Raw genomic sequence first — 19,945 nt, 5'->3', positions numbered from 1 at the left:
TTAATATCTAATAGGTCATAAAATATAGGACCTGAGCTGTATCTTTAACAATAAAAAGTCATGGTAAAAGTGAGATTGTTTTTTCTCATTGTATTTTCATTTTCCTTTTCATTTGGACAGACGATAAAGGGTACTGTTTTGGAGAAGAACAGTAACGTTCCTTTATCAGAAGTAAATATTTACCTAAAGAAAGATAAAACAGGCACTATTACAGATGAAAAAGGGAGATTTTCTTTCAAAATTAAAGCTGAAGTAAAGGAAGGTGACACTATCGTTTTTTCACACTTAGGTCATAAGAACAGATACTTTTCTATATCCGAAATTAGAAAAATCGGGAATATAATTTATTTAGAGTCTGATATAGAAGCGTTACATGAAGTGTCTATTTCGGCAGATAAAAAACTTCAATCCAATATTAAATTTAAAGAATTGGCTCCTTTGGAGAAGGCTATTCACTCTTTTGGTGCAGTATTGGTGAATGATAAAATTTATATTGTAGGAGGTGATATATCCCTTATAGAGGATGCACACTTAAAAATTATTCAAGATGATCCTTCTTTAACAGGTGGCCCAGGTTCGAATTTTAAAGACTTTTTGCAAGAATTAAGATCCAGGCGTGGTATATCAAATAAACACTATAGTGGAAATATGTTTGTTTACCATATATCTTCGGATGCTTGGGAAGTATCTGAAAATAAATTTCGAGAAAGGGCTTATCATAATTTGAACTTCTATGACAATAAAATTTATGTAGTTGGTGGGAAAAGGTTTTCTCAAAATAGGAAATATGAGTATCTAGATGATAAAATTGAAATATTTGATATAGAAAAGGATACCATTTTGGTAGAAGATGTAAATCCGCATCAAGCGGTAAATAGTTTTTCGTGCATATATAAAGATCGATTAATTATTCTGGGTGGCTCAACAAAACTAAAAAATGGTAAAACCAAAGTATATTCAGACAAAGTGAGATTTGTGAACCTGAAAACCGGTTTGTGGTATGAACTAGATAATATGCCAGAAGCAAAAGAACTGAATGGTGTTTTGGTGAATGATAAGCTTTATGTAGTTGAAACAGGCTCTGGTAGAAATGACAATACTAGTTTGGAAAGTTATGACCTGTTAACCGGAAAATGGGAGAGAGAAAGTGATTTTTTTGTGACAATGGATAGACCCGCCATAACACACAATAAAGGGGTTGTCTATTTTTTTGAGGAAGGAAAGATTCATACTTACGATACAATCACTAAAACTTTAAATCAATATTCGATTGACCTATTTCTAAAAGCTTCAAGTTTGTTCTGTTATAAAGACACTTTATATATTTTAGGAGGGATTGTAGATGATAATAGAATTCAATTACCATCTTCGCGATTGATAAGTATACCTCTTGAAGAGTTTGAAAAGACAAAAATTAATCGTTTTACAACGCCAGAAAAGTAAGAATTGTATTTCTTAATCGATAGCAAAAACATCGTTTAAATACATGTTTAAAGGTTGAAACGCATATTTTCAAAATTTATTTGTATATTTGTTATCCCAAAGCACAAAGCCTAAACAAATTATATAGGTGTTGCGAATGAAGTCGATAACATAAATTCAAAATTCATTCGTTATACTTATAGCACTAAACTGACAACTATGCAAAATCTATCCCCTACCCGTATTCCTATTTACGTTTATTTCTTTGCGATAGCTATTTTACTAGCATCAATATCGTAAGCAATTATAACGTATATAAAAAGGAATTTATAGTACAGAGGTTTTCTTAGCGTCGATCATTTTTTGCAAAATGTATTCGACCCCGTTTTCATTGTTGCTTTTTGTAGTATAATTTGCTACTGCCTTTACATTTGGGTGTGCATTCTGCATAGCAAAACTATATTTGGCTGTAGTCATCATTTCTAAATCATTATTATAATCTCCAAACACCATAGTTTCTTCAGGAGAGATTTTATAATTATGTTGTAGCTGTTGTAGTGCATGACCTTTATTGGCAAGGTTATGAGACAGATCGAGCCAAATTTCTCCAGAAACCTTAACTTTTAATCTGTTTTCGAGATGTTTTAGCGCAGGGTACAGATATTTTTCGGATCCTTTTTGATTGCAAACAGCTATTTTCAGGTATTTATCATTGGTTACCTGAGCAAGGTCATCTACAATTTCATAACGATCGTAAAATTCTGAAAACATATTTACAAAATCTTGTCCGTAGTCTTCGATATATCCTTTTTTTCTTCCGCAAAGAATAACTTGTGATCCTTCTAGAGTTTTGGTAATATCTAATAACTCCAAATAGGTTTCTCGATCGATTTCGGTGGTTTGGAGTTCTTCATTTTGCCTCATGGTTAGGGCTCCATTTTCTGCAATTACATAGATGTCATCCTTAATGGGTTTTAGCTTGTCTATGATGCTATAATATTGTCTTCCGCTAGCTGCTACAAAGGTAACTCCAAGGTTGTTTAGCTCTTCGAAAAGTTCGAAGAAATGACGACTCACTTCTCCTTTAGAATTGAGAAGAGTTCCATCCATATCGGTTGCAACCAGTTTAATTTGAGATAAATCCATGATAGCTTCTAATTTTTAAGTAAAGGTATATGAGTTTGGGCTAAAACTACCTCAATTTGTGTGAAGATAATATTAATTTAGCTAGATGGTAATGATTTGGGTAGGTTTCGACACAAATTATGATATTAACAACTTAGAGCATGATATTTTATCAAAAAGAGATACGATTACAGCATTATGCAAGGGGGTTTCATTTAATTACTCATGAAATTGTAAAGAACTTCCCTGAATTAGAAAAGATTACGATTGGTCAATTGCAAGTTTTTATAAAACACACTTCGGCCAGTTTAACGATAAATGAAAATGCTGATCCTACGGTACGTCATGATTTTGAGAGCCATATGAATATTATGGTTCCAGAAAATGCCCCATATTATGTTCATACATACGAAGGGCCAGATGATATGCCAGCGCATATTAAAGCCTCGTTGATGGGGACATCTGTTCAGATTCCTATCTCAGAAGGAAAACTAAATTTAGGTACCTGGCAAGGTATATATTTATGCGAGCACAGAGATTATGGAGGTGCCAGAAAACTAGTGTTAACTGCCTTTGGTACCTAGCATAAAGCATATGCTTTTAGAACCATTGCGCCCAAGGAATACGAGAAAACATAAAAAGCCAACCAATCGTGTAAAAAATAGCCAATACCTTAAACTTTGGTGTTGAGGTTAGCTTCTTTTTATGTTTAGAATACCCAATAGTAATACAAGTAACCATTAAGATCATCATAAGAGGATGCTCTACATTATATAATCGAAGTGTCGAATCACCCATTATTTCTCCCATTTTATGCGTTCCGGAGAACCAAACTACCATTGGCGATAAAAACAAAATTACCAGACCGATTAATAACTGTATATGGGTAACGATGAGAGCAAATAGAGATATTCTAAAATCTTTTGGAGCATATTCTCTTTTGGTAAAAAAACCTGCAAGGGAATTTATAGTGGCAAGAGTAACTATAAGTACTACTAGATAAGCCCAATAAGAGTGAACGATTTGAATTGCGTCGTACATAATGAAGTGTTTAGTTTGTTTTCAAAGGTAAGTATTATGTTTAAAAAATAATATTTATACGGTAAAAAGGGTAACAAAACAAAACTAGAAAACACTATATAAAAAAAGACTCGTCATAATTACCTTTTTTAAGAATGGAATATGCCAAAAATTCAAAACGTTAAAAAAGCGTTAACAAAATTTGTTAATAATTTAAAAAAGAGATAATTTCGCGGTCCCTAATCTCGAAAAAACCTACTGTTTGAAGAAAAAACTATTTCTCTTAATTGTATGTAGTTCTTACTTTTCTTTATCCTTTGGTCAGGATCTTGGCCAGATCGGTAAAGCCAAATTATTCAATCTTACGGGAGGTATTTCTGCCAACGCTATTTATTACGAAGGAGATGCCAATAGAGATCCTTTCACCTATTTTGTAAATGGAAATGTTAATATCAATATTAGTGGAGTATATAACATACCACTTTCTTTTTCGTATTCAAATCAGGAATTTAATTATAGTAATCCTTTTTCTTTTAACAGACTTAGTATCCATCCTTCTTATAAATGGGTAGCCACTCATATCGGTGATGTGAATATGACCTTTTCACCATACACTTTAAGTGGTCACCAGTTTACCGGTTTTGGGTTTGATCTTACTCCAGAAGGTCCATTTAAAATAAGTGCCATGTATGGGCGACTTTTAAAGGCTACAGAATTTAATCCTGATGAACCAGATGCCATAGCCGCGTATGATAGATTCGGGTTTGGACTTAAGAGTTCTTATCAATTTGAGAAATGGCAAATAGGGTTAATATTTTTTAAAGCAAAGGATAACGAGAACTCAATAGATAATCCTTTTCCAGCTTCTTTAGAACTTACTCCAAAAGATAATATGGTAGCAAGTTTAGAGACCAATATATCGTTATTTGATAAAGCACAAATACGTGCTGAGTATGCACTATCTGGAGTAACAGAAGATATTAGAGTACAAGACGAGAGACAAGATAAAGGAGCCTTTTCATTTCTTCTTGATGAAAATATAACCACCAATTATTATAATGCTTTTAATCTTGCCCTTACCTACCCTGCAGGAAACGGAACTATTGGGGCAAGTTATGAAAGGGTAGATCCAGAGTATAGAACATTTGGAGCTTATTTCTTTAATAATGACTTAGAAAATATAACCGCGAACGCAAGCCAAACTATTTTCAATAATAAATTGAATATTGCTATCAACGCCGGTTTACAACGAGATAACTTAGATAATACGAAATCATCAGAGTTGCAACGTATTGTAAGCGCGATAAATTTAAATCTTACTGCTTCAGAAAAAGTTGGTATTACTGGTTCATATTCTAACTTTCAATCCTATACCAATATAAGAGATCAATTTGATTTTATTAATGAAGTAGGGCAATTAGATAATGTAGATACACTTAATTATAGACAGATTACCCAAAATGCTAATCTGGGCATTAATTATGCCATTAAAAAAACTGAAACTAGGCAACATACAACAAATTTTAATCTGGTGTATCAAAATTCTAAAAACCTCCAAGACGATACAGAGATAGAAAATGGAACCAACGACTTTTACAACGGTACAGCTGCGTATACTATAGGGTACCCCAAACGGTTTCTAAATATATCTTTGGCAGCAAACACATCATACAATACCATAGGAGAAGACGAAAACTTGACTTTTGGTCCTACCTTATCTATTGGTAAACAGTTTTTTGATAAAAAACTTAGGGCTAATTTTTCAAGCTCTTATAATGCGAGTTATACCAATGGAGAGCAACAAAACAGTATTTTCAATTTTAGATTGGGAGGAAATTACATATGGCTCGAGCAACATAATTTTAGTTTAAACCTGTTAACTCTCTTAAGAAATACAGAACTAAATAATAGTACAGATTTTACTGCTACTTTTGGATATAGTTACAGCTTCGATGGATTTAAGCTTAAACTAAGGAAACGCAAACGCATTGCAGAAGAGAAACAAGCGAAGCAACCTAAAAACATACTTAGCTTCAGATATAGAAATGTCACCTATAGCGGTACTCCTGAGCAAATAAGTCAACAGTTAACCAATGTTTTTGAAAGCTCACAATTTGCAGATATTCCAAGTCATAAAAGAAAAGGATTGTCAGAGCTGTTAGAACTAGTTAAGCAACAAAAAAGTAAGAATAAATATAAGGAGAGCGCTCTTAACTTCTTAAAGGAACTCTATAGTTTTAATGATTTCAAGAAAGTATATGATGAGGCCTTATACCAGGCTATATCCAAAGTAAAACGAGATATGAGCTATATCGATTTTAAATTGGAAAAGAGCTTTGTAAAAACAAAGGTAGAATTAGATAACTTAAAGCAAGAGTCGTCATCAAATCAGGAAAAAATAAAAGAAGTAGAAAAAGAACTTGAAGAAAGACAACGGCGACTAGTGGGGCATAGATGGATGCAAAAACAATTTAGAAAATTAAGGTCTGAAGATGTGGTTACCATTCCTAAAGGATTCCTAAAAGAATTTAAAGAAAAACAAGTAGATAAGACATATCAAATATTTGAGGCAGAACAAGATATTATGAAAATAGAGGTATATTTAGAAGCACAGATTATCGATTTCTATTACAAAAAATCATTAGATCTTGTAGACCCAAATACTTTTGAACTAAGATATATTATTAAAAACTAAACCTGTTTGTATGAAGAAGCTTTGGTTTTTTGTTGAGGTAATTTTGAAAGACACTAAAAGTTTTATAAAAAACACTTTTACGTCTAAGGTTGCTGGTGTTACAAATGCTTTTAGAGGACATTTTGCTCTATATGTAATATTATTTTTGAGCGCGACTAAGGTTTTGGCACAGCCTCAATCATTCCCGGTTCAGGTTATTCCTCAGACCATACCCCCAGCACCTATTTTTCTTTCAGAGTATGCAGATGATACAACTATTAATAGTCCGGTAAGGGTTCAAATTATACTGAACGATTTTACCTTAAGCAATAGAGAAGTTCGTTTAAAAGCGTTTTTTGAAGGAAATGGTATTGCTTTTCAAAGTAATACCAATGTGGTAGGTGCTTCCCCAATATTTTTGGAAGGAGGTATTCCCACAACACTTACCAATGTAGAACTGGCTCCTTATTTCAGATTTGAAAACATCACTGGGATATCACCCAATGTATATGGACAACCAATTCCAGAAGGAGCTTACCAATTCTGTTTTGAAGTATTCGATGTATTAACAGGAAGAAGATTATCTGCGCGAAGCTGCGCAACTACGGTAATTTTCAAAAATGAACCGCCCTTCTTGGTTTCTCCTTTAAATAAAACCAATATAGAGCAGCAAAACCCGCAGAATATTGTTTTTCAATGGACACCTCGACATATCAACGTTAGTAATGTAGAATACGAACTAAGTATTGTTGAAATATGGGATAGTTATGTAGACCCGCAAACTGCTTTTTTAAGCTCTCCACCAGTTTTTCAAACTACAACTACAGCGACAACTTATGTGTATGGACCGGCAGATCCCTTATTTTTATCTAATAAAAAATATGCATGGCGAGTACAGGCCATTGCAAAACAAGGAACCGAAGAAATAGGACTGTTTAAAAACCAAGGATATAGTGAAATTTATTCTTTTAGTTATGCAACGCCTTGTGAAGTTCCGCAATCGGTCTCGACAGAAATAAAGGGAGCACACCAAGTAAATATTTCATGGGATGATTATACCACCGAAATCCCTAAATTTAATGTTCGATATCGGAAACAAGGGGATAACGGAGAGTGGTTCTTTAGCCAAACCTCTGCCAATTGGGTGACACTTTGGGATCTTAGAGCAAATACGACATACGAATATCAAGTCAATAAGATATGTGCCATTTCTGAAAGTAATTGGAGCACCCTAGATACTTTTACTACTGCCGAAGAACAGGATGAAAGTTCACTAATTAATTGTGGGATTCCACCAGATATTAATCTTGAAAACCAAGATCCAATTCCTAGTATTGAAACCGGTGAAACATTTATGGCAGGAGACTTTGCCGTAAAAATACTGGAAGTAAGCGGTGGCGAAGGGAGATTTACAGGAAAAGGGTATGTAACTGTTCCTTATCTCAAAAGTATAAAAGTAGCAGTAGAATTTACCAATGTACTTATAAACACCGATAAGCAACTTGCCCAAGGTACTGTCATTACAACCTACGATCCTACGCTTAGTAATATTGTAGATGTCGATGAGGCTATAGATACGGTAACCGATATTGTTGAATCTGTAGGTGAGATTTTTGAAGGAGATAATGATTTGGATGAAATCAATATCAATTTCGATATAACCGAAGAGAACATTACCATTGAAGATGGTAGAATAGTAATTACAAATCCTGATAATGGAGAAAGATTTGATTATCCTCTGGGCGATGATACCGTAATTACAGATGCTAGTGGTGATGTATATCATGTAGATGAACAAGGAAACGTTACTCAGGGAGGTATTAAAGATGAAGGAGGAATTGTTTCATCAAATAATGTAGATGGAGTGTCTCGAAATGGTGAATTAGAGTCTTTAACAGCTCCAGGACTTGTCGTTTCTTTTAAAGAATCTGGAACTTTTGGTTTTGACCAAGTGCCAGAAAACCAAAAAGATAAACTTGCAGAGTATTATGTTACTATAAAAGACAGCAAAGGTGAAGATTATACACTGGTACACCAAGCTGTTCAAAAGGGTCAAAATACTACCATTATAGCCGAGGTACAACAAGATGATACTACCTATGAACTTTCTGATATTGTTTTTAAAACCAAGCAAGGAGAAAAACTACCTGCAGAGGTCAAAGATAATGGAACCATAGAGGTAACCGTAAATGGTCACTATACTTTTGAGAATGAAACAATATATGCTGTAGTCCCCTCGAAAACTGAAGATAATAAGCAACTAACTGCAGGAGCATTTACTCTTTGGCATCTTACTGAAAGAAAAGTAGATATCGTATTGGTACCTGTGAACGATGCTAGTATAGATCAGGCTATTACCGATAATATAAGTAAGATATTTAAGAAAGGTGTGGCTACCCTAAATATCTCTATTGGCCAAACATTCAGTTTTGATAAAAACACTTTAGGAACCAACGGGCTAGATGTTGGTGACAGTCCTTGGCTAACTGCTTTTAATGAAGAACAAAAAGCAATTGCAACGGCATTTAGACAAGCGGGTAATTATAACAAGAACACCTACTATGTTTTTGTATTTAATGACATTACTCCTTCTAAAGATATAGCTGGGTTTATGCCATTACAACGCCAGTACGGTTTTGTGTTTACTAATAAAACATCAGCTTCGGAAGAAGGTAAAGGAGATGTAACAAAAACTATTGCGCACGAAATTGGACATGGGGTATTTGCTTTACAACACCCATTTACCAAATTTAACACAGATCAGGGTGCAACCAATTGGTTGATGGATTACGGCAATGGTGATTTGTTGAGCCATATGAATTGGGCGCAAATACATAATCCAGAGCTTAAGTTCTATATTTTCCAGGATGAGGAGGATGGGGAGAAAGTAGGTGAAGGATACGCTAACTATGTTTGTATAGACACAGAGCTGAAGAAAGAGCTGTTAGAAGCAGGGTATCATTTTTATGATATGAAAGGTGATCCTATTGTTTTGAATACAGATTATTTACCTCTTGCTTTTATGGGAAGTGATGAAGGAGAGTACTATGGTAGGGTTGGTGCGATAGGGTATAACAATCATTCTTATCTATATGGAATTTATAAGAAAGATGGTAAGCCTGTATTTTCTGGAAGATACCTTAGAAGTTCTATTGATTTAATTACTCCTCAAGAAGGTGATATTTCTAGGGGAGTATTAGTAAAAATTGACGAGAGTGGCAATTATAAGATAGTAAGAAAAGATGGTACTGTTGTAAAGTCGGGCAAAACCCAAGAAATAAAATGTCCATTTTCTAAGAAGGAAGAAGATGTTTTACCTGGTGATAATCTTATAGCAAGGGGACTTTCTGAAGAGAAAATCATTTTGGATTTAAGTGAAGGCATTGATCAAAGTGATCCCAAATATGAAGAGATTAAGATCTTAGCAAGATATTTAAAAAATCTCATTAAGGAATCGAAGTGGGCATTTTTGTATAAATATGATGCGAGTGTAGAAGATTACTCTAGACATTATGGAAGAAACTTATTAGTAAAGGTCTTAAAAGACAAGGAAATTTTTACTGTTTCGGATTTTAAACAAAGTTTTGAACATTATAAATACACAAAGGATGACGCTTATTATATTGATGATATAGACGTACTTATATCAAACTTTGATCCTTGGGAAGGAATACCAGAAGATTACAACAAACATACATTTGATTATACTTCGTTTGATGTTCCAGATTTGATGAGTAGAGAAATCATTGAATCTCAACTGGATATTATAGAAGATTTGTTTACCTCTATTACTTCTGAATACCCAGATTATTTTACAGATAAGCAGAAGAAAAAGTTTATTGATTTTATTAATAACAGAAGAACAGATGAAGGAATAGAAATAATTCTGAAGCAGAAACTTTCTCAAAGGAAACAATTTATAGCTGCATATCAGGCCCTAGGAGCATATGAAAAATATCATTACAGTATTAAGGACTTTAAGGTTAGGGAGTTTTTAGAGGCTACAGGTAATTATATTGGAGAAATCAAAAGAAATGAGGCTGCGGGTACAGCTATACCAATTCATATATCTGAAGGATATGACCAATACGTCGCTCTGCATAATAGTGAATCAGCTTTCTTTTATGGAATACAATTCCTTAAAATGTATGGAGATCTTTTAGAATTTGAAGTTATTGGTAATGCGGTGGTTAAAGCTCAAAAAGCGTTATCTAAAAACTTTAAAAAGTTCAAAATTCCTACCAAAAATCAAGATCTTACTAAACGCATAATTGCGGTAGAGAATAAAGTCACTGGATTTAATAAAGCCGTTCAAGGATCTTCTCAAACCGTTAAGGATAATGTAAGAACCTTAAGAAAATGGGCAAAAAGTAAAGGATATACTAAAAAAGCGGGATCAGGATCAAATTCAGATACACCAGAAGTTTGGGGGGAATATAAAAATGGTCAGTTTACCGAAAAAGTAAGATTTGATCATACTAGCGGAGATCTTACTTTGACTGCGAAAAATGCTGATGACGAACTGATAAAGATAAAATTTGCTGATGGCTCAGAAGTTAACGCAAACAAACTCTCTATAACTAATAAAATAGAAGGAGTAATCTCAGGATCGGTTAGTAAAACCAAAATTATAGCCAAATTAGATCGTATAGGAGGTTTAGATAATGCCAAAAATTTCTTAAACCGTTTAGATAATGCTGCAGACGCAGAACTTCTAAGACGATTAGATAAACTATCTGACACACAATTACAGAAGTTGGATGAATTGTATTCATCAAAAAACTTCCAATTACCTGGTAATAGGCCTGTGGTAAATGGAAAGAAAGCAACAGGCGACTTCACAGTTAAAACTCGGAACGATAAATATGATGTTTATTTTAACAAGTATGGATATGCTGATTTTTTAGACTCAAAATTTGGACCTGGAAGAGAATTTGCTCTTAAAACTGATGATTTAACTGGAGGGCATGAAGATTTTTCAACAGCTACAAAATGGCTTAAAAATAAATTTAAGAATGATCCAAATATTAAAATAAAGTCGAAATCAACAAATGTTGAATTAACGATAAATGGAAAAACTAATACATACACATGGCATCATCACGAAGATGGTAAAACAATCATGCTAGTTGTATCAGATGCTCATAACCAAGTAGCTCATACTGGTGGCGCATCAATAATTGCTAAATATTTGAAGGGACTATTTAAATCACCATATTAATAAAAGTATAATGAAAACAGGATTTGATTTTTTACGGACAATTATTTCCGATATAAATATTAGTGAGAAGGAAGTTGAGTTTGGATTGAAATTACCTTTCCTTTTCCGAAAATTTGCAGAATCATTTGATTTAGGTGAGAATGCATTGAGAATAGATAAGTTTTTGGATGAAGATAATGATTTCGGTCAGCTAGGAGTAGTTTTTTTTGAATTGAAGAGTGAAAAAATCTTTTTGAATGATTTCCTAAATGTAGAACAGATTTTTGTTCAATGGAGAAATTCAAAAGAAGATGTTGAGTGGGCAGAAAAAAAACTTATTAGAATTGGGTATTTAGGTCAAGCTGGTTTTGGTGGGTTATATATTGGATGTGACGAAAATAAAAATAGTGACGAAGTGTGGTTGTATAATGCTGATTCAGCGGTTAAGTTTAAAAAAGTAGCTGTGGATATTTTTGAATTTATAAAAAAACTACGTTTTACTAAGGATTTTAGTGATTTTGAAGATAGTTACGACTACCTTTTCAAAAACTGGGGTGAAGATTTTTGGAGAATACGGGAGAAATAAAAATAACGAATAATAGCATGAAACAAAACATAACTAAGTTTTTAGCACACCATAAAAGTGATTCTTTGGCGAGTTCCGAACCGGTACTTAGTTTAGTCTAAGGGTGACCATTAAAATAGTATAAACACATGAAAAACTATTCCCTACTTATACTTATGCTCTTGCTTCCCATACTTATGTTTGGTGCGGTAGGAGAGCGAGTTGTTACACACAAAGATTCGGTGGTTAATCCTGTAAAGAAAAAAGACACCACTACATCTGGTTTGGTAAACACAACGCACCTATCGCAACTTCAACAAAAACTGTTGCTTAAAAAAGGAGTGTTAGGTATTTCAAGTACTACAACCGCACCTACCTTGGCCAAAAAGTTTAGAGCATTTCCTAAGCTCGATGCGGCCCATCTCGAGGAAAAACCATTTATGATTCCTGTCGCTAATAGAGCTCCAGAGTTCAATAAAGCGTATCTGGAAGAGAATTTTTCTAGAAATCCGAAGGCCGATACTTTGGTTAAAAAAGCAAAAGCAGCTTTTGATGCGATTAAGCAACTCGAAAATTTTGTTGAGGTTATTAGCGGGAAAGAATTGTTAGAGTTACCAGTTGGGTTAAGTAAAAAAGATTCTACCTCTGGGAATAGGGTAGAATTGGCGATTACAGAAGTAAAATTCTTACCTAAATATGCAGAGTTTAATGCTTGGGCACGGCTTATTATCCCGGTAAAAAGTCAAGATGGAAAACCAACGAGTGAGTTGTATTTTGGTGCAGAAGGTATTAAACTGTCTAATGATGGAGCTATTATTGGAGATATGAAATTGGTATTGCTGGGTGATACTGCACTTCCTATAAATGGTGATAATTGGTTGTTAACCCTCAAAGGAGATGTCAATCTAAAAACTGGAGCGTTTGGCGAGAAATCCTATGTAGAGTTCGACTGTACCGGGCTAAAATCTATTGGACTTGAAGGAGACCTAAGAGTATCACGTAATGTATTGCTCCCTATAGACGACGAAGGTAACTATGTATGCGGTGATAGCAAAGAAAATCAATATGTAGAAAATACAACTACCGTCGATAATAAGTGTTATGTAGGCACTTCATTTAAGGTAAATGCTACAGGTTGGAACGATCTATTACTACAAGTATCATTACCAAGGTTTGAGGTGGTAGGTTTCAAAGGATGGGGATTCCATATCGAACAAGCGGTACTAGATCTTAGTGATTCCCGAAATGCTGATAACTTAACTTTTCCCGAAAAATATGAAGAGTTATTCCCCCTAGATGATCGCAATTTATGGAGAGGAGTGTATGCCAAAGAAGTAGAAGTATTATTGCCACAAGGGATCGAAAAATTAAAACAAGGAAAAAAGCGAGTGGCCTTTGGAGCGCAACACTTAATTATCGATAGCTACGGTATTTCAGGTAGTTTTTATGGTAAGAATGTATTGCAAAGAGGAGAAGGGGCTGCAGGTCAATGGGGCTTTTCTATAGACTCAATAGGGGTAACTTTAGAGGTAAATTCCTTAAAAAAAGGTGTGCTCAGAGGAGATATAAAAGTGCCAATTATGAAATCGGAATTAGGTTACAAAGGGTGGATAGCCCCTCGAGAATATGGACTCGAAGTGACCTTAAAAGAAGAATATAATACTCCTGTTTTTCTTGGAAAAATGCAGCTTGAAAAGAACTCAAGTGTAGCGGTAAAAGTTAAAGAGAAAAAAGTATATCCGTTTGCCAATCTTACTGGTAGTCTATCCATCGCAGGTAAAATAGGCCAGGATGAGGGAACCGAATCTACAGAAACCAGCAATGCTTCCGAGGAAAAGGATAGTAAAGCATTTTCGATGAGAGGAGTGACCTTTCAGGAACTTGAATTAAATACAGAGCCTGGTAAAAAAGTAATACAAGCCAAGTATTTTGGATATGATGGAGATATTAATCTCATGTTATTTCCAGCTACCATAAAGGACTTACAAATGATAACCCCAGCGACAGATCAGGTAGGGTTATCTTTTGATTTGGTTATTAATCTTGATGAAGAAGGTTCTCATGCTACTACAGGATTACAGATCATAGGGAAATTAGCACCAGATGCACCCGTACATGAGTGGAGATTTCATAAAGTAAAAATAGATGAAATAGAAATCGACTATGAAAAAGGAGGTTTCGAGTTAAAAGGAGGTCTTAAAGTGATGGAAGACGATCCTACCTATGGTGATGGATTTACCGGAAATCTTATGGCTACCTTTAATGATCTTAATTTTACTGCTGAAGCCAAAGCGATGTTTGGATCTAAAGATTTTAGGTATTGGTTTGTTGATGTTTGGACCGACAGTAAAGGAGGTGGACAAAGTAAATTACTCATCAACTCTTTTGTGGGAGGACTTTCGAATAGAATGCGAAAAGTAAGTGGTAACCCTAGTGGTTTTACTCCTTCTGAAGCTGTTTACGAACCTGATGAAAGATTTGGTTTAGGCCTGCGAGCCGGAGTAGAAATTAGTACCCAAAATGCAGACGCCTTCAGTGGTAAAGCCTATCTCGAAATGGAGTACAATACCAATGGAGGGCTTAATAGAATTGGGTTTACAGGTGAGGGAGCCTTTATGTCGAAAGGTAAAAACGGTGGAGTGGCTTCAAAAAGAGATCTTACTAAACTTGAACAAAAAATTAACGATTTTGCTCGTAAGAACCCAAAACTCGTAGAAGAGTTAATGAAGTATGGGAATTACCTTGGATTATCAAAAAAGGCAATTCCGAAACGAGAAATAGCCTCTCAGGGAAAGATCGGAGTTTATGTGGGTATAGAAAGAGACTTCGTAAATGGCACTTTCGATGGAGAGTTTGAATTATACATGAAAACCACCGGAGTACGTGGAGGAGGTCCAGATAACTTTGCTGGATTTGCAAAAATTCATACAGGTCCAGATGAGTGGTATTTACATGTAGGAACACCGCAGCGTAGATTGTCGCTAGTATTCTCAGTCGGTAGTCAGGAGTTTGAAGTAGGAGGGTATTTTATGACCGGAACCCAATTACCCGATCAATTAGATCCTCACCCAAGAGTAGTACAGATTTTGGGATCAGATTTATTAAATGGAAACAGGAAAGAGGGACAATTGCAAGCTGCAAGGGGTTTTGCTTTCGGCCTAAGTTTTACCTACAGACGTAAATTTGAATTCCTTATTTTCTATGCATCCTTAGAAGTAGGTGCAGGTTTCGATGTAATGCACGCCTATTATCCGAATGCTAAATGTAGAGGCAGATCTGGTCCGGTGGGGAACGATGGTTGGTACTCTATGGGGCAAATATATGCATATCTATATGGCGAATTTGGAGTTCAGGTAGACCTGTTCTTTATAAAAGGACGGTTTAAAATTGCCGAGGCTGGTATAGCAGCGATGCTACGGGGTCAATTCCCGAACCCAGCCTATTTTCAAGGATATGTAGGAATGTATTATAGTATTCTGGGTGGATTAGTATCGGGTAGAATGCGACTTAAAGTGGATTTTGGAGAAGAATGTGTACTCGAAAGTATGGCCGGCTCGGTTGGGGTTCCAATTATCTCTGATATAAGTCCTTCAGACGGCTCGAATAAAGTAGATGTCTTTACCGCCCCTCAGGCAGTTTTCAATTATCAGGCGAATAAAATCTTTAGAGTAGAAACCGATGAAAACATTCGTTTCTTTAAACTGCAACTCAAAGATTTTACGGTATCTTCTGAAGGGAAAAACCTTGAGGGAACACTAGAATGGAATGATACCAACGACGCTGTTACATTTTTACCAAGAAAAACATTACCGTCACAAAAGAAAGTAACTGTTACTGTTGAGGTAAGTTTTGAAGAGCGCGTAAATGGCACTTTCCAAACACTTACAGAAAATGGCAAATTAGTTACAGAAAAGCAGGTAATTACATTTACTACCGAAAAGGCTCCAGATTATATTCCCTGGAGTAATATTACGTATTTGTATCCGGTGAAAGAACAAAAGAATTTCCACCCCGAAGAATATGAAAAAGGTTATGTGAAATTAAAACAAAATCAAGATTACTTATTCCAAAGTAAGTATAATATAAAGGCAGAGTTTAAATCTCAAACAGGAATGATTCGTAGGACCGATGTTTCTTATGATATACAAAAAGCCATGGTTCATTTTACAGTTCCTGAAATGGATCTAAACTCTGATTTTGTATTTAACTTAAATGTTTTTCCTGCAGGTCAGGATGTACCGTCAGAAATAGTGGTAGAAGAAACCGAGATCACTTATGATGAAGGAGAAGGAGATACAAGTTGGTATGATCCGGCTAGTGGAAACACAGAAACCGTAAATACTTCGGGAACAGCTACCATTGCCAATAAAAAAGCGGCCAATGTAAAAGTTGCTAATGCCGCTCCCAAGTCTATTCTTGATTATACGTTTAGAACAAGTAAGTATGCCACGTTTAAGGAAAAAGTTCAGGATTTTAGCACTACCAATCATGTAACAAATTTTATTCAGGCAGATATACATTCGCTTTCTATTGAGGTTGCAAATTATGAAGTATTTGATAAATCTGAAATTACTGGAAATCAATATACCGCTTCGAAATCTTTAATCTATGCAGAAGCCAAACTGAAGGATTCATATTATAAAAGAAAAGTATATCCATTGATATATCAGAATTACCCGTTAGATGGAGATATTCGAGTAAACCGGGATGAAGCAATCATGGGGGTTCCTCCAATTCGATCTTTTTATATCGGAAACGAATTTACTTCAAATTATGAAGATAATCCGAGTTCATATTGGGTAAAAAATCGTATTCCATTTGTTTATAACCTTCCACATAGATATAAGCTGGATATGGTACATCTTAGAAATCAGATTGTTAATCGATATGTAAATCAGGGAACCGCAAATCAGGCGATGTATAACCGATATGAATATTTAATAGAAACACCTTTCCCTCCTTTACCTTTAGGTGATTTTAAAGCTCAGCTTATTTATAGAACACCAGGAGATATTTATTCTAAAGGATACGAAATTAAATACAGTAATGATTAAGATGAAAAAGTATATACTGCTTATTGTTTTACTTAGCTCAGTACAGATTTTTGCTCAAAAGGCACCATCTATACAAGTAGTTGCTAGACCATTGCAGGATAAAGTAATGTTACGTTGGGCAGTCGATGAACCTAATGCCTGGAAAAAAGCTAATGAGTATGGGTTTTTAATAGAACGGATTACAATTTCGAGAAATGGAGAAGCTGTAATACCAAAAGAAAGTCAGTCGCTTACTCCTACAGCTTTGAAACCTAAACCGCTTATGGAGTGGGAAACTTTGGCTAAGCAAGACCAAAATGCAGCTGTGGTAGCTCAGGCTTTATATGGTGAGAGCTTTAAGGTCGATGCAATGAGTACCATGGAAAGCATAATAGCCATTAACCAAGAATTAGAACAACGATTTACGTTTGCCTTGGTAGCTGCAGAGCAAAGTTATGAAGCGGCTTTAATGGCGGGATGGGGTTTTGTAGATACAAATGCCAAACCAGGTGAGAAGTATTTGTATAAGATTAGTGTAAGTCTTCCTGCAGAAAGTGACATCACGATAAGTGAAGGCTCTATATTTACCAGTCCCGATTTGTATGAAGAGCTTCCTAAACCTATTGGTTTAGTAGGAGATTTTGGAGACAGTAATGCTGTGCTGAGTTGGAATTTTGATTTACTACAGAATGTATATACCAATTACATTGTTGAACGATCTGAAGATAAAGTTCTGTTCTCAAAACTTAATGGTTCTCCCATTTTTAATGCACAACAGCCAAAAGATGAAACTTCTATATCATTGTTTTATAGTGATTCTATTCCCAATGATAAAACCTTTTATTATAGGGTAAAAGGAAAAACTGCTTTTGGTGAAATGGGACCTCCATCAGATGTACTAGAAGGTACCGCAAAAAAAGGGTTGAACTTTGTACCTAATATTACTCAAAAACAAATTCCAGATGATAATACGGTAATTTTAGATTGGCAGTTTGAAGAAAAAGCAAATGAATTAATTACCGGATTCGAACTACGAAGAGGAATAAAAAATGATGGTCCATTCACGACCGTAAAGACCGATATTGCTCCTGCCAGTAGAAGGACAAAATTTCAAGGTTTAAAGCGAGTAAATTATTTTGTTATCGTTGCTAAAGGCAAAAATGGAACCGAAAGTGCTTCTTTTCCGTCATTGGTACAGCCAATAGATTCCATTCCTCCAAAGTCCCCGGTAGGATTAACAGGTGTGATAGATACTACGGGTGTTGTAAAGTTGTCATGGGCAGACAATATTGAAGAAGATTTAGCCGGATATAGAGTATATAGCGCCAATAATCCTAATGCAGAATTTGCTCAGGTTACCAGATCAGTGGTTAGAAAAAATAGCTATACCGATACGATTGCGGTAAAGAATATGAATCAAAAAATATATTACAAAATCATCGCTGAAGATCAACGCTATAATGCCTCTGGTTTTTCTGAAATGCTAGCCATAGATAAACCTGATCTTATCCCTCCTTCCCCACCGGTAATATCAACTTATGAGGTTACTGATGATGGGGTACAACTATCATGGGTGCCTAGTAGTAGTAAAGATGTGATAGCTCACATTATATATCGTAAGGATATGACTATATCTGATGGGTTATGGGAAAATGTAGCTGAAATCACAGCAATAGAAAATGTAGAATACATAGATAATGCTATTGTGGCTAACAAAATATATAGCTACACTGTAGTTGCCAAAGATAACTCAGGACTCGAAAGTTCGCCCGCAAACCCTTTTGAGGTAAATATTGCGCCAGAAAAAGTATCTGTAGAAGATATTAAGTTATCGGGAGTTTCTAATCGAGAACTAAGATTTATTCAATTGTCATGGAAAGTTAAGAATGATGCAATTGCCGAATATCGGTTGTATAGAGGAGAGAGTGAAAAACAATTAAAACTGTTTAAAACATTTGATGGAAATACGACTAGGTATCAAGATATAGAACTTGAGGTGGGTTCAGAATATGTATATGGATTACAGGTTGTTATTAAGGGAAATGTTCCGTCAGGAATAAAAAAGATTAAAGTGAAGTATTAAGAGAACAGTAATTGGTCTTTTAAAGCAAAAATACATTCATAAGATTGGGGCTCTAGAAAGTGGAATTAATTGAAATATGAAAAAGGTTTTATTTTTTTTAATGTTATGCATAAGCTCTAATTCTTTATGGGCACAACATAGGTATAAAGTCGAGTATGATTTAACTCTTACTGCGCCTCGTCCAATCAACAATCAAGTCGAGGTATTATCTTATAATATCTTTGCCTATAATAACAACACACGTTTGGGAGGGTTATATATTGGATCTGCTGTTTACCTCAATCCATTAAATATGACTAAAGACGAAGTGATAGAATATAATGTGGAGATGAATCGTTTTGGGCATCAATCTATGATTGATGGAGGAGCACAAAGATGCGGAGATACTACTATCTATTTTGACGATTATGATGGGAGTTGTACATTTTTCCAGTACTTGGGATTTTGTGATACTCCTAGAGGAATTAATGGGATTTCAAAGATAGAAGATTTAACTACGCTTAATCAAACTACAATTACAGAGGGAGCTAAAGTCTGTGAAGGTGCAGATTTAGTGGTTTTTGGTTGTGGGTTATTAAGTTATTCTGTCGATTATTTGTATAATGGGCAACAAAGAGAAATGCTCAGTTATGGAAAACATCCGGGAACTTTTTCTTTTGATATGGCAGATATTCCTGGTTTACAGGCAGGGGAACCTTTTGATTTAGTTGTTAAATATGTAGATAACCCTACATCTGCAAAAGATCAGTCTTCTGTGGGTTTCCAGTTTGTTGAATGTTCTCCTAATTTAGTAGGCACCCCGACCCCTAGTGACACGAGTTGT

Annotated in this window: 10 protein-coding genes; 8 read left to right on the top strand and 2 right to left on the bottom strand. The window is 35.0% G+C overall.

The features are described 5' to 3' along the window. The first annotated feature begins 60 nt into the window (after positions 1-60). Positions 61-1,443 carry a carboxypeptidase-like regulatory domain-containing protein gene (locus M0D21_RS22700; protein ID WP_248334192.1) on the top strand — a complete coding sequence of 461 codons (1,383 nt, stop codon included), beginning with the start codon at positions 61-63 and terminating at the stop codon, positions 1,441-1,443. A gap of 306 nt (positions 1,444-1,749) precedes the next feature. Here M0D21_RS22700 and M0D21_RS22695 read toward each other — a convergent pair whose 3' ends face one another. Further along, entirely contained in the window at positions 1,750-2,568 is an 819-nt protein-coding gene (locus M0D21_RS22695; protein ID WP_248334190.1) for an HAD family hydrolase, read from the bottom strand. A gap of 140 nt (positions 2,569-2,708) precedes the next feature. Between M0D21_RS22695 and M0D21_RS22690 the strand changes: the two genes are divergently transcribed. After that, positions 2,709-3,131 (top strand): secondary thiamine-phosphate synthase enzyme YjbQ, encoded by a 423-nt coding sequence (locus M0D21_RS22690; RefSeq protein WP_248334183.1) that lies wholly within the window; start codon positions 2,709-2,711, stop codon positions 3,129-3,131. Positions 3,132-3,147: 16 nt separating this feature from the next. Here the strand turns inward: M0D21_RS22690 and M0D21_RS22685 are convergent, their stop codons facing one another. Then, positions 3,148-3,588: a hypothetical protein gene (locus M0D21_RS22685; protein WP_248334138.1), complete on the bottom strand. Its 441-nt coding sequence runs from the start codon at positions 3,586-3,588 to the stop codon at positions 3,148-3,150. A gap of 241 nt (positions 3,589-3,829) precedes the next feature. Here M0D21_RS22685 and M0D21_RS22680 point away from each other — a divergent pair, with 241 nt between their 5' ends. The 6 genes from M0D21_RS22680 to M0D21_RS22655 form a co-directional block, all read left to right on the top strand. Then, positions 3,830-6,262: a TonB-dependent receptor gene (locus tag M0D21_RS22680; RefSeq protein WP_248334135.1), complete on the top strand. Its 2,433-nt coding sequence runs from the start codon at positions 3,830-3,832 to the stop codon at positions 6,260-6,262. Positions 6,263-6,272: 10 nt separating this feature from the next. Beyond that, a complete protein-coding gene (locus tag M0D21_RS22675; protein ID WP_248334127.1) occupies positions 6,273-11,462 on the top strand; it encodes an HNH endonuclease in 5,190 nt (1,729 codons plus the stop codon). 10 nt (positions 11,463-11,472) lie between these two features. Further along, a complete protein-coding gene (locus tag M0D21_RS22670) occupies positions 11,473-12,027 on the top strand; it encodes a hypothetical protein (RefSeq protein WP_248334120.1) in 555 nt (184 codons plus the stop codon). A gap of 128 nt (positions 12,028-12,155) precedes the next feature. Then, positions 12,156-17,060, top strand: a complete 4,905-nt coding sequence (locus M0D21_RS22665; RefSeq protein WP_248334118.1) for an Ig-like domain-containing protein — start codon at positions 12,156-12,158, stop codon at positions 17,058-17,060. 1 nt (position 17,061) lies between these two features. Continuing rightward, a complete protein-coding gene (locus tag M0D21_RS22660) occupies positions 17,062-19,122 on the top strand; it encodes a fibronectin type III domain-containing protein (RefSeq protein ID WP_248334111.1) in 2,061 nt (686 codons plus the stop codon). A 76-nt stretch (positions 19,123-19,198) separates the two neighbouring features. Further along, positions 19,199-19,945, top strand: a 747-nt coding sequence (locus tag M0D21_RS22655; protein ID WP_248334109.1) for a hypothetical protein, incomplete at its 3' end; no start/stop codon positions are given.

The organism is Aquimarina acroporae, from assembly GCF_023195925.1.
GTDB classification, from domain to species: domain Bacteria; phylum Bacteroidota; class Bacteroidia; order Flavobacteriales; family Flavobacteriaceae; genus Aquimarina; species Aquimarina acroporae.
This window is presented reverse-complemented; position numbering and strand designations above follow the sequence as displayed.